This is a genomic window from Saccharicrinis aurantiacus, assembly GCF_947489045.1.
Taxonomy (GTDB): domain Bacteria; phylum Bacteroidota; class Bacteroidia; order Bacteroidales; family Marinilabiliaceae; genus Saccharicrinis; species Saccharicrinis aurantiacus.
Genome location: NZ_CANLCN010000011.1, coordinates 75,047 through 88,944, shown reverse-complemented (window position 1 = coordinate 88,944; position 13,898 = coordinate 75,047). Strand labels below are relative to the sequence as shown.

Below are 13,898 nucleotides of genomic sequence, written 5' to 3'. Positions count from 1 at the left end.
TATGTGCTTGAATTTAAGATTCGCCATATTTGGCTCTGTTTTCAAGCTCGCTAAAAATTAATAGAGGATACGTACTTACCACTTCTTCGTTTATCGTTACTCCTTTTTTAATGAATGCTTTACCGTCGTTTTTGCTCCAAACTTCAACGGCTCTATTTTCAAACTTATCGTGCCCTGTTTTTACCACAACATAATCAGCGCCCTCGCTAAATACAATTGCTTCAGATGGTACAACAGATAGCTCAGTTTCTGATTGAACAGAAACCACCGCCTCTAAAAACATTTCAGGAAGTAATAATTGATTGTTGTTATCAAGTATAACTTTAGCTTTTAATACCTTAGAGTCGGGATTTAGAACGCGAACAACCCTACTTATTTCGCCCTCAAAATTTAAATCAGGGTAGGATAGTGATTTCATAGTAACACTTAAACCTTCGCTGATATAACGAATACTCGATTCTGGAATATTGAGCTCAACCAATATTTGATCGAGGTTGGTGATGGTGAACATTGGTTCGTCTAAATCCTCAGTTACAAAAGAATTACTATTAATGTTACGTGCTTCTATAATTCCGTTAATTGGAGCCATTACTTTATACGTATCGCCACTGCTATCGCCTAAAATTGCCATACGTTGTTCGATGCTATTTAATTCGGATTGCGCAATTTTTAATTCCCCCTCGGCTGTATTCATCTCAAGGTTTGATAATAAACCCGACTCAAATAAATCAAGCGCTGCTGCATATTCGCTTTTTTCTCTGATTAAGGTATTTTGAGCCGTAATTAATTCATTTTTCAGTTCAGCCACTTCTGTTGAACGAATAATGGCTAACACGTCGCCCTTTTTAACTTGGTCGCCTCTGCTTACCAATACCTTAATCGCTTTTCCGCTTACAATGGCAGGGATATCTATGCGCGCATCCTCAACAGCACTTACCTTACCATTTAATTTTATATTATTGATACCAATACTTGATTCTGTTTTTGAAACGGTGATTAACTGTTCCATTTTTTCGGTTAAAAACGTATTGTTTTTCTCAGCTGTTTTTGGGGCTTCAGCACAGGCAAACAAAGTGGCTGCTAGCGCAAATGATATAATTGTTCTCATCTGTTTTATTTGTAGTAATGTGTTTATTGGGTCGTTTATTGCTTTATCTACAATCATCTAAAGTGATTGTATTACAAACGACCTTGTTCTATTTTATAAAATATCAAAAGTGATTCAGTGTTAATTTAACTTGCTAGAGTAATCCATACCCACAGTATAGTTTATCATCTCCACATCATTAAATAATTGAATTTTCATATCAAAATAATCTTCCACACTTTCGTTATACGCTTCAAAATAATCGATAAACTCTATTATACTTAGGTTTCGTTTTTGAAAACCCTTTATGGCGCCATCAATCATTTCATCCAAATCGGAAAGGTGAGAAGATTCGATATCTTCACAAACCAATTCTGTTTTTTGTAATTTAGAATAGGCTTCTAAAATTTCTGATTCCACCTGATTTTTTGCTTTCTGAATATTGACTTCAGCTTGTTCTTTACTGATTTTTGCTTTTAATATATCGCCTTGGTTGCGATTAAAAACCGGCAAATCAAAACCTAAGGTAAGACCTACATAATCCCATTGCTCAGCACCTCTTCTGTCGTACATTACTCCTAAGTCTAAATCGGGCACAGCTTCCGATTTACTCAACGAAATTTCGGCACTAGCCATACGAGATAAAGCTACTTCAACCTGATAATCGGAACGATGCTCTAAGCCCATTTGCATCAGCTCCATCAGCTTTAGCGACTCTGAGAATTTTACATTAGCCTCACTTTGATCTAACGATAGTTCAAATTCGACATTACTTGGTGCATTTAGTAGAATACGTAAACTACTATTTGCTTCAATTAATTCGTGATCAATAGTGAGTACTTCTTTTTTTAGCGAACTTAATAAAGAACGCAAACGAACCAATTCAACCTTGGAGAAATTACCTGCTTGGTATAATTTAGTATAGCCTTGTAATAAATCGCTTAACTGATTCATTCCTTGCTCCATTCTGTTTTTACGCTGATTTAGATAATAGGTATCCGCATAGAGCGAACGTAATTCCGTTTTTAAATTTCTAATGGCTTCGTAAAAATCCAGCCCAGAAATTTCGATATCTATATCTGCTACTGCAGTTCTTTTTTTACGTTTTCCGCCAAGTTCAATAAGCTGCGATACTTCGAATACACGTTGGGCATAATAATCGTTTCTGAACCATTTTTTGTCTTCGTAGTCCCACAAAGCCCATTCGATGCCCACTTCGGGATTTGGCCATAAGCGTGCTTGAATTCGCTCTGCTTCGGCCATTTTTATGTTGTATTTTTCTGCTACAAGCTCAAGGTTCTGCTCTAAAAATAAGTGCTCGGCTTGCTGCATAGTTATTGGCTGTTTTGTTTGTGCTTTGGTAAACTGAAAGGCACAAAGTAACAGCACTACACATACTATTTTTTGCATGATAATAATTGGTATAATAATAAATACAAGGATGTACTAAAGCAATTGAAGTATACTCGAATAGAGAACCTTCCGTAACTTTATATTTTTGTACAATCCTGATTTATAGTATTGATAAAAACTAAATTGGACAGTAAATGCCCTTAGGAATTTGTTTTATGAGCGCGCATATTTAATTCACACTGTATTTAAAAATAAACACACTGTAAAAAGGGCCTTCAATAAAACGAATTATACCAATTTAGGTGGAGGTGATTTGGGTAAGGGTAAATCGAATGAATAAAAAGAAGAAAGCTCTCTAAAATTGATTTCTTGAACCAATGGGGCTTCAATTTTAATATCTATAATATTCATAGTGTAACTATGAATTACTGGGGCAAACTGCGATGAATCTTCCATCTCGTCGGGGTAATCATTTAACTCATTATCGCTATGAATTAAATTTGCGATTAGCTCCACAAAACTTTCTATTCTATTAATTTCTTGAGCACCTGCAATCTCCTGATCATCGATATTCAACAAATTGTTGATCGATAAAACAAGCACAAACCAAAAAACTACTTTGGTTAATATACTATGTTCTTTCAGTGTTCTCATGAATAATTAGAAGCGTTGTTTATTTTTCTATTGAACAAACATAATAAATATTTGCAAAATACATTGTCAAATATTAAGCCAATTGTTACTTGTTTTTAAATGAATTTTCTTAAGGTTTTAAAATATAATCGTTAGGTGGCTTGCCTTGTTCTTCAAATCATCATATTAGATGTATGAAGGTTTGAAATAAGTTTACAATTGGGTCAAAAGCTTTTATCTCTACATTACTGTGCCGTGAGTGAAGCCTCTGGGCTTGCCCAGAGGTGGTTCGCTTATAATATCCTTCTAAAAGTAAGGTTCACACAAGGCGTTACTTTCTTTTTCGATTTGGCTACTTGGTGCACCCAAAAGTGCTGTAATTCGCCACGGGTTATTAGTATGCTTCCGTGCGTTAGGTTAATATCAAAGCTGCCTTTTTTATCTCTGTGGCGGAACTGAAATTTACGTGTGGCACCCAAATTCACATATACATTAGTGGGGTTTTCACCCAGCTCGTTAGCGGCATCGGTTTGCCAGTAGGTAGAATCGGCTTCGTTACGAAACTGATTTAACAATACGCTATTAAAATCGATATCAGTCACTGAAGCGATGCGCTCTTTTATCGATAAAATACTATCGCTTAAGGCTTGTGGATGGCGCGTTTCACCATTATAGGAGTAGCTCTTATTTACATCGCCACATCGGGCCGATAGCTTAGGGGCAATGGTTTCTTTACCATACATGGTTTTCGATTCTTGCTTCCACTCAATTTCCTCAAGCAGATTTTTCAATAATTCGTTGCCCTCAATCTTTGTAAAAAACTTTGGTATATAAAGGTATTCTCCGTTATTGATGCTTACCCACTTTTCTGATTTTTCAGCTTCCATTAGTTGTTGCTTTATTATGCAATGAGCCGCAAAGGTACAAAAGCAATTTGTTTTGCCACTATAATTATTTGCGCCTGGGTAAGGCTTTTTATACCAAAAACACCATCAAATAATAATGCCTTTGGTATTAGAGTTTAAAAAAGTGCGTAATCTCTTCTAACTCTTTGGCTTCAAATGCCATTTGCTCGGCACTACCTGCAATCTCTTCTGCTGAAGCCGCGGTTTGTTGCGTAATCATACTAAGTTGTTGAATTGCCGAGTTCACCTGATCTACACCCGTAGTTTGTTCCTGACTAGAAGTAGAAATCTCTTCAACCAAGTTTGAGGTTTCTAACACATTAGGGATAATAGAAACCAATTGATCGTTCGATTCGATGCTTAAAGCACTTCCTTCGTTGGCAATTTCAATAATTTCTTTAGCCGTTTGTTGACTGCGCTCGGCTAATTTGCGCACTTCTGCTGCCACTACTGAGAAACCGCGACCTTGCTCACCAGCACGTGCTGCTTCAACAGAAGCATTTAGCGCTAATATGTTGGTTTGTTCAGCTATACCTGATATAGCTACTATTTTTTGATTGATATTTTCTACCGCACTTAGGCTTTTTTCAGATGCCGACTTTACCGCAGTAATTGATTGTGACGATTGCCTCGCGAATTCTTGCGTTTTTAGGGCATTCATATTATTCTGCGATATGTTTGAGCCCATTTCTTCCATCGATGAAGATACCTCCTCGGTGGATGCAGCTTGCTGATTGGCTCCTTGCGAAATTTGTTGAATTCCGCTATTAACAGCCTGACTTGCTTTGGAAATATTATCGGCACCACTTCTAATATTGCCAATGATGCGTTTAAGCTCAATGGTCATTTGTGCAAGAGAATTCATTGCACCAACTCTATTTTCAGGTAATTGAAAGTCTAGCTCACCTTTTGCTATTTTAGTGGCAATATACTCCACCTCAGTTGGCTCTCCACCTAGTTGTTTGGTAATGGAACGAATAATGATGCGAGAAACCACAATGGATACAATAAATGCGATAACAACTAAAATAACCGAGCTGTATTTGGTTTCGTTAAATACAATATCAGATTCCTTTCTGATGGTATCCGCCTTATTTAATTGCATGCTAATTAAATCGCCAATTATTGCGGTATAAGGGTCAATGGTTTGGTATAAATCTTCTTTTATCAGTAAATCTAAGTCCTTAATATTGGCTTCTGATTCTCCCTTTTTGAGTATATCCAGAAGCTTAAAGTAAGTACGCTTTGATATTTTACGTTGCGCAATAGCTTTATCGCACAATTCTTTTTCAACACCATATTTAGGTATCTCCATATAGGCGTTCCAATTATCAGTAACCACAATTGTAGCCTCGTCCATTTCTTTTACAGCCACTTCCCAAGTCATTAGGCCATGCAATACCTTATGCGAAATATCTACCACATTAATGGCGTAGGTGTCTGATACTTTTTTTAAGTTTTGTAGCGGCTCAATACGTTGAAAGTACATATTGTTAACGCCTTCATTAACCTTGCCGAGGTCGAAAATTCCTTTAGCACCTAGTATTAAGGTAATTAATAATATACCGGCAATTAAACCATTTAGTTTGGTGTTTATTTTTACTGTATTCATAAATAGATTGAAGATTGCATGAGCTTATAATCGAGCCCCAATGATAATATATTAATATTGTTTAGGCTATGTGGAGTTTTCTATTTAACCTTCCTTAACTTATTGTTTGTGGGGTATGCATGCCTATTAAGGGGTGTGCTTTAATAGAATAGGTGTAATTAATGTGGGTTGATTTTATTTAGAGGGGGTGTGTTGGATAAATAGTGTTAATTGAGCACAGTTGGGTTGATTCTGATTGAGGACTTATGGCTAGACTGCTTCCCCTAATATCTGTTTACTTGACTGTTCTTTTTAATAAGGTATAGAGGTTTTTATCATTAAAAGCTTGCTTCCATTTACCAATTTCAATTTTCTGATCCCCAACTTCAAATAAAATAAGCTCTTTATGATAATAATAGGTTCCACTATTTCACTCTCCTCAATCATCGATTTAATGTTACCATAAATATGATACTCCTTATAAAAAGCTTTGTTTTTGCCCTTTCCAAACTAGTTTGCCTACATCGCTAAGCTCACTAATTTGTTTTTATAATACAGCATCTTATAATAGGTTAGCATGGCTTTAATGTATAGAAGTTGTTTAAAGTCGTGCTGAAAAACTGCGAGTAACATCTTGATTTCATTGACTTCTGCTAATTTTTATTCCGTAGCTAAGGCTATGCAATAAAAATTGAGCCTTGCCACTGAAAACTAATATGTCACTCTCGAAATTTCCAGACAACTTTAAACAACTTCATCCTGTAAAAATGAGAAAATGTATGCGGAAGAAGAGAAAATGTATATTAAACAAGAGAAAATATATACGGAAGACGAGATTATGTATTTTAAGTAGGAGTTTATGTATGCGGAGATGGAGGTAGTGTATTTTGAACTTGAGATAATGTTTGCGGAACTAGAGAAAATATATATTAAACAGGAGAAAATATGTACGGAAGGCAAGATGATGTATTTTAAGTAGGAGTTTTTGTATGCGGAGGAGGAGCTAATATATTTTAAGCTTAAGGAAATATATATTAAGAATTAGAGGGTAGAGGACTCTTGCGTCTTTATATCTTTTTGCCTTCAAAGTACAATAAAATGACTTCTTCTTTACTATCAAAGAAAATACATTGTTCCCCATGATGTAAAGAAATGTCGTATACGAGAATCGTACGTACGTTGTTGTGAGAGGGTCTCCGCTAGGCAAATAGTCTAGCGGCGCTCTACTCGATTACAGGGCGTTATTCTACTTTTTCCCAGTACCTTGGGTTAATCAGTATAGTATCTGTATCCACCATATTTCCAAAAAACTTTCTTATCTGCACAACTTCCTTTTTCTTTTCAGTATCATAAGAATCTATACTAATTAAAACCATATCAGTTCTCGGTTCTATGATTGTTGCTTTCAGATTCACAGATTCCTTTTTAATCAATCCAGGTGGAAAATGACTAAAATCATAACTTAATTTGTCACCGATTTTGAAAGAGTCAAATCCGATAATATTATTTTCTTTTAAAATTCCGTTTTCAAATATCAATTGTACATTATTTTTATTTTTTGTCCATTCATATTCCTCTTCAAGATACAATCCAGCATATCTATAATAACTCGGTGCTGAATAAATCAAAAGTTTTGCGCTAAACCAATCTGCATGTACATATCCATTTACGATTTTTAAGGAATAATTATTTTGCTTAAAGTAATCCTCGATGTTCAATTCTTGGTTTGTTGAGTCAACTTTCACAACTTTAATCAATGCAAGTTTATTGTCAATGATTTTCCATGTGGCACAATATCCTCGCCAGCAACCTGTGTGAGGGAAGTTAAATTCTCCATACGAAAAAGGCTTTTTTTCAAATTCAAGCTTTTCAAGAGGAAACGATTTCAAATAGATTGTATCACTTTCAATTATTAACAAATCCGACAACTGTTCAGTCGAATAGCAATTAAAACTGATTATTAATAATAGGAATATTGTAAGTATTTTATTCATATGTAGTATCTTTTTTTTAATGCCCTGTAACTTATCTGTATCCCATCATTTATGGGTATAAATCAACTCCTAATGTTATGAAATTTCGATTGTTATTTTAGCCGCTGTGCAGTATAATCATGGTTAGGGTTTTTAGATATTGTTTTCTATGCATGTCGAAAATAGGAAAAATAAGCCTTTGAGCACTAGTTTATTGTTTCTAGTTTAAGTTGGTGCCTTATTTTATAACAATGCTAAATTATGTATAGGTATGTGACCATAAGCGGCACTCAATGAGGAGTGGTAGAGGGGGCTCAGATTGGTTTGAAAATCAAACCACCAAACCACCACAGAGCCAATATTTTTATTACTTAATGCTTTCTGAATACAAATGAAAATATTGATGGCCTGTATGAATCCACAATACTTTCTAATCTATTCCAGATTGATGTGTCTAAGGCTTTTCTTAATTATAAGCAAATATTTGTTTTTCTATGCAATTTTTCTTTTTAATCACTATAGGTACATAATCCGTTTTTACAACCGGATATCTATTGATATGCATATAATTCCTAAAGTTTTCTTCATGAATATTTTTCACGTCGTTAAGTGATGGTGAAATTGTTTTTCCTGTATCTGAAATAATAGAACTTAGATGTAGGTTAAACCATTCTGGATAAAAACGCATATAGACGTATTCAACACTTTCTTCTTTTCCGTTTTCTAAATATTTGGTTGGGAATATAACAGCTTCTATTTCTCCTTGAATATTCTTCCCAATAAATATCTGACCAGATTCAACCATAATTGAATCACTCAACTTTAAGTTTGATATCTCATAAAAATCATTTTCATGATATTTTATTTTCAAAGTCAAGTCCAATAATACTATTATTGAAATAAAGATAAAAATGCTGATAATCGTTTTCTTGTTTTTCATAATTAAGGTATTTCAGGTTTTATTTTTGCATTAAATACAACGTTGATCTAGATGAAGCTGTAAGCGTTTTTAAAAGCAAACCACCAAACCAACACAGAGCCAACATTTTTATTATTGTTTAAACTTACTCCTTTCTGGATACAAATGAAAATATTGGTGGCCTGCATGAATCCACGATATTTTCAAATTTAAGCTGACGTTTGTTGTTTCATAGATTTTAAGCGATCATTTTTTATAGTATTTGTATTCAACTATGTAGTCGCAATTACCAGGAGGTCTTTCAGGACCAAAAGATTTAAGATAATGATTCTCACTTCGTATCAATCTACCTTCGTCATAATAGTTTTGCTTTATGGTAAACCCGTTTTCAATAACCTGAATCAGTCGGTTCTTTTCTCTATAATACTTCTTATCTGAAATTAGCTTTAGTCCTCTTGATTTTTTATAGGTCATCTCACGAGACAATTGCATACCTTCATACTCGTAAATTATAGACTTTGATAAAAAGTTTTTTGAGTAATAATTAAGTCTAATTATTTGGTCTTTAGGGTTGTAAATGTACTCTTCAGAGTACCTAAGAGTATGGTCTGAATAATATGATTTACTAACTAAGTTTTGCTCAATGTACTCGTATAGATAGTAAGAGTATGGGTTATCGTATGCATCATTATTTCGGTAGGATTTTTCTGCAATCATTCTACCTAAAACGTCATATTCTGTTATAAGTATTAATTCATTATCTCCATTAGTTTTTCTCTTCTCCAATAATATATTTTCATGGTCATAAAACGACAAGGTTTTATAGATAAGTTCATCATTATAGTTATAATAACACCTTTTTTTCTCATATCCATAATCATTATATTCAATTTTTTCATAATTAGATAGATATGATCTGCTATAGTTGCTCTTTTTAGTTAGTTTTCGATCAGTGTATTCATATATTATTTCAGATGTTGATTCAGGGTTCATTATACAATACTTTTTCTCTATATGTAGCAAATCATCTTGTGTCAAATTTGATTTTTGTGCTAGACATACCGAAGTTAAAAGTGATATAATGATGATGATATTTAAAAGATTAGGTTTCATTAATTAATATAAATTTAGGTGATATAATGCTTGCTAACTTATCCGTATTCCATCATTTATAGGTATAAATCTTTATAGCAACCTAACTACTAATGTTATGAAATTTTGGAGGACTGCATGAATCCACGATACTTTCTAATTTAAGCTGATGCTTAAGCTTTATCGGATTGCTGTACTTAGTTATTGATTTCGTTCAAGAATGTTTCAACTATTTCATTAAATTCTTGAGGCTTATCAATATTAGCACAATGGCCTGCGCCATTTAATATAGATAGTTTACTATTGGTTAATTTCGAGTCCCACTCTGTCGCCATTTTTTTATTAGAATCAAGGTCGTATTCACCAGTTAATATTAACGTACGAAAACGGGTTTCAGTTCTTTCTCTATCCTGCATTATTTTTATAATTCCAGGCATAACCATAGCTGATTTTCTTTCGTAATAACTAGCAGTATTATAGAATAAGGCTTTCCCTTTTTCAGTTCCACAGCACATCTCAGCCGCTTTCTGTCTGAGCGATTTAATTGAGAATATTGTGCGTATAATCATCCCAATATTTACAGATGCACTAATGTCGCTTTTCTTATTTATATCATAACCACCAAGAGCAGTTAACGACTTTACCTTTTCGGGATTATTGAGCGCAAAATATTGAGCAATCCATGATCCTAGAGATACCCCTACAAAGTGAGCACTATCGTAACCTTCAAGTTCAATAATTTCAGCAATGTGTCTAGAAGAAGCATCTAATTTATCTTGCGTCTCATTAGTCTTTGATAATCCATGACCAATTAAATCGATAGTTATTATCCGATAATTTTCAGAAAAAAAGTCTATCTGTTGGTCAAATGCCCTATGGTCTGAATATGCAGGATGTAGAAACACAATCAGATCGCTATTTTTTTTGCCCGATACATAATAGTGTAAATCATATCCATCTTGATTCAGTACTTTACTATCCACCAAACTATTAATCAGGTTATCTTGCAAATTCATCTTTCCAATACTATTTTCATAAATAGCATTTTCTACTCCAAAATAGGTTTTTAATACTACTACAGGAGATATGATAATTAATAAAATGATCAGAAATCTCTTTTTACGCTTGTTTTTCATTGTTTGTTTAATTTAGGGTATAAATTGTGTGTAATGACTTTTAGATTGGTTTGAAAAGCAAGCCTTCGAACTATCATAGAGCCAAATCTTTGTTTTGATTGTAGATTTATTATTTATATCAGCAGAGGAAAAGCTTCTGCGAACTAAATTCAAACCATTAAGTTGTAAACTATAGTTTCCTTTTTTTAATACATAATATGTGTCAATTATAGTGTATAGGGTATTGAATATTTAGCACTATTGTGAGTGTGGAAACAGCTCTTTAAATAATATTGACTACTACTAAGTATATGAAGTTTTAGATGCTATTTTAGCCGCTGTGCAGTATAATCATGGTTAGGGTTTAACTTGTTGTTTTTCTTTAGTTAACGAAAATAGAAAAAATACCTCGAATAGGATTCGTTTAACAATATAAATTTAGAGTTAAGCATTAATTTATATCAATACTAAATACAAGTGTGTATAGTTTCTGTGAGCAAATGAATAATAAGTTGAGCTATAATGTTAATTGTTTTACAAAAGGGTCGGAGAGAAGGGGAATCATAATGCGTATTATTCTCCCTCAGTTTTCTTATTAATCTTATCATTAATGTTTAAACTCTCTTCACTCTTTTCTTCAAACTTCTCGCTTGGTATAGTAATATCACTACCATCTCGGTTACTTTGGTAATGTGGCGACATAATTTCTACATCTGCCTTGTTAAAGGCATCAAGTATGTTTCTGTAAAGTTCTGATTGAATTCCGATATACTTATCAGCTTGTGCAATGTATGCGTTTATCTCATAAGCCACATAAAAATCATCTAAGCTCTTCTGAAGTACAAAAGATTCTTTGCCCGATTGCTCAATAACGCCATTGGTATTTTTTGCAGCGCTTATTAATAATTGATGCACAATACGCCAATCCACATCATAACCGATTGTTATGGTACAATGAATAATAAGGTTCGATCGTTCGGCTGCTGTGGTATAGTTTTTACTATGACCTGAAAGTATTTTAGAGTTGGGGATAGTGATAATCACGTTTTTTGGCGTTCTCACTCTAGTAATTAGTAAGTTTTTCTGAACAACAATGCCTGTAATGGTGTCTACTTCAATTCTATCGCCAAGTTTGAAAGGGCGCATATAAGTCATGATAATGCCGCTTAATCCGTTTGATATAACGGATGTGGACCCAAGAGATAATAGCAGTCCCACAAAAACGGTTACTCCTTTAAAAACTTCAGAACCTGAACCTGGTAATAACGGAAATATTATGGTGAGTAAGAATGCGTAAAGGATAAACTTAATGATATTACTTGTTGGTGTTGCCCATTCTTTATAAAAGCCTTTTATATTGATGTTACCACCTTTTAGTTCGTTAAAAAAGAAATTAAGGAGCTTTAAGAATGCTCTAAATATGATGAGTATAATAATAATTTTAATTAGGGTAGGGATGTAGGCAATAAATACCTGTAAAAAGTCGAAAAAAGGATCGATGATATAACCAAATACTTGTTCACCAACTTCGCTAGTATAGTGAAATATACTTAAGAAGGCAGGAAGCATTACATAAATAAGGAAACCAACGGTGAAATAATAAATCCAGGTAATTACTTTAATAAGGCTATTAATGGCATTTTCTTTATCCTCTTCTTTTAAACGGTACATTTTAAATAAGCGGGTGAGCTTATAGATGTATTTGTCATTTCGCTTAATCAGTTTTTTTGTCCAAATAAAGAGTCTTTTTAATCCTATGAAAAGTAGAATAAACAGGGCTGCAAATAGCACTGCTTTTATAATTTTTACCCTTAATAGTTTTGGTTGAGCTTTATCAAGGTAAGCACTAATCTTTTTAATATAGCCTTTCGAGATATCTGCTTTACTGGCTTTTAATTTCTCTTTTGTAATTTCGCTAAACTCCGTTAAGGTGATGTGCCCATATTTTATCAGTATGTAGTTAAGGCTATCAGCAACAGTAAGAGAATCTTTGTAAAAGATGTCGTGTTTTAATATGGTATTAAATCTATTGGCACAAAAATGGGCATGTTGAGCAATGGAGCTTGAGGAACCTTTTTCGTAGATATTAAAAACTGTATCTCTCTCAATTACCACGGGGAAGGCCTCTTTGTTTGCCTTTAGTTTATTGATACGCTCTTTGGTTGCTTGGTATTGCGCTTGAAAAGCGCTATCTGAACTTTGCGCATTGCTCGTATATTGTAGTAAAAGTAAACAAAGTAGTAGAAGGTATTTATGCATCGTGATTTAGGTAAATTAGAATTCAAATGACATACCATCAATATATCATTTATTTCCCAAAATATCTAGTGGTGCAGGTTTTGGTGGATATCTGGTTTTAAAATATTAGGCATAAAAAAAGAGCGTTTAAGATATACTTAAACGCTCTTTTAAAATATTATAGTTCAGAACTATTCTGCACTCTTTAAAGAAGTACAACCAGCTTTAATTGCTTTAGCATTTTTGTCATTAGCATAAATAGCTAATGCTTCATCACAAAAAGCAATTGCTTTGTCACACTCTTCAACTGAAGCTGCTTTTAAAGCAGGCCATTGATCAGCATTGTCAGATGTTCTAGCATTTAATTTAGCTTGAGCTTTCTCGTAATGACCTTTAGCTTTAACAACTAATGGCTTTGCTAATTCTTTTTTCATTGCACTAGCATACTTACCATTAGGGAAATTTTCAATACCAGCTTGTAATGTTTTGGTCATTTCCTCTGTATTACCATTGGCTTTATGAATTTTGTATTGGTAATAATAGCAAGCATCACCTTTATATCCTGCCTCTTGAGCCGTGGTATAATACTTAAACGCTTTGTCATTCATTTTTAACTTGTACGCACACGTTGCTGTGTTGTATACAGTTGCAGGGTCAACTTCCTCACCTTCAGCATCCCATGATGCAATTGCAGCTTCATATGAATCCAATGCTGTTTTATAATCTTTTGCTTTTAAAGCAGCATTACCTTCATTTTTCAATTCTGCAGCACTCTTCTCATCTTGAGCAACTGTAGTACCTAATACTGTAAATAATAATAATGTTAATGATAAAATGTACTTCATAACTTAAATATTAATTTTAATTGTTTTTTTACAGAGTTTAAATTTAAGTCCGTAAAAATAATAGTTTTTTTAAAAAACACTTATAATTACGCACCAAATGTAAGTTTATAAACTCATTATTTATTACACGGTAACAAATCAATAAGT

11 protein-coding genes are annotated in these 13,898 nt (G+C 33.6%); all 11 read right to left on the bottom strand.

Annotated elements, in window-relative coordinates; all coding sequences use genetic code 11:
• Positions 1 to 13: 13 nt before the first annotated feature.
• Positions 14 to 1,108: an efflux RND transporter periplasmic adaptor subunit gene (locus tag QMO11_RS13715; protein WP_282037799.1), complete on the bottom strand. Its 1,095-nt coding sequence runs from the start codon at positions 1,106 to 1,108 to the stop codon at positions 14 to 16.
• Positions 1,109 to 1,228: 120 nt separating this feature from the next.
• Positions 1,229 to 2,497, bottom strand: a complete 1,269-nt coding sequence (locus QMO11_RS13710) for a TolC family protein (RefSeq protein ID WP_282037798.1) — start codon at positions 2,495 to 2,497, stop codon at positions 1,229 to 1,231.
• A 231-nt stretch (positions 2,498 to 2,728) separates the two neighbouring features.
• Positions 2,729 to 3,094, bottom strand: a complete 366-nt coding sequence (locus QMO11_RS13705; RefSeq protein ID WP_282037797.1) for a hypothetical protein — start codon at positions 3,092 to 3,094, stop codon at positions 2,729 to 2,731.
• A 272-nt stretch (positions 3,095 to 3,366) separates the two neighbouring features.
• A complete protein-coding gene (locus tag QMO11_RS13700) occupies positions 3,367 to 3,960 on the bottom strand; it encodes an alpha-ketoglutarate-dependent dioxygenase AlkB family protein (RefSeq protein WP_282037796.1) in 594 nt (197 codons plus the stop codon).
• 127 nt (positions 3,961 to 4,087) lie between these two features.
• Positions 4,088 to 5,590, bottom strand: coding sequence for a methyl-accepting chemotaxis protein (locus QMO11_RS13695; protein ID WP_282037795.1), 1,503 nt, complete (start codon positions 5,588 to 5,590; stop codon positions 4,088 to 4,090).
• A gap of 1,220 nt (positions 5,591 to 6,810) precedes the next feature.
• The gene (locus QMO11_RS13690; RefSeq protein WP_282037794.1) at positions 6,811 to 7,563 is read right to left on the bottom strand and encodes a hypothetical protein; all 753 of its coding nucleotides are present in this window, start codon (positions 7,561 to 7,563) and stop codon (positions 6,811 to 6,813) included.
• Positions 7,564 to 8,008: 445 nt separating this feature from the next.
• A complete protein-coding gene (locus tag QMO11_RS13685; RefSeq protein ID WP_282037793.1) occupies positions 8,009 to 8,482 on the bottom strand; it encodes a hypothetical protein in 474 nt (157 codons plus the stop codon).
• A gap of 225 nt (positions 8,483 to 8,707) precedes the next feature.
• The gene (locus QMO11_RS13680; protein ID WP_282037792.1) at positions 8,708 to 9,574 is read right to left on the bottom strand and encodes a hypothetical protein; all 867 of its coding nucleotides are present in this window, start codon (positions 9,572 to 9,574) and stop codon (positions 8,708 to 8,710) included.
• Positions 9,575 to 9,750: 176 nt separating this feature from the next.
• The gene (locus tag QMO11_RS13675; protein WP_282037791.1) at positions 9,751 to 10,689 is read right to left on the bottom strand and encodes an alpha/beta fold hydrolase; all 939 of its coding nucleotides are present in this window, start codon (positions 10,687 to 10,689) and stop codon (positions 9,751 to 9,753) included.
• Positions 10,690 to 11,241: 552 nt separating this feature from the next.
• Positions 11,242 to 12,927: a mechanosensitive ion channel family protein gene (locus QMO11_RS13670; RefSeq protein WP_282037790.1), complete on the bottom strand. Its 1,686-nt coding sequence runs from the start codon at positions 12,925 to 12,927 to the stop codon at positions 11,242 to 11,244.
• 170 nt (positions 12,928 to 13,097) lie between these two features.
• A complete protein-coding gene (locus tag QMO11_RS13665) occupies positions 13,098 to 13,751 on the bottom strand; it encodes a tetratricopeptide repeat protein (protein ID WP_075603628.1) in 654 nt (217 codons plus the stop codon).
• Positions 13,752 to 13,898: the final 147 nt, after the last annotated feature.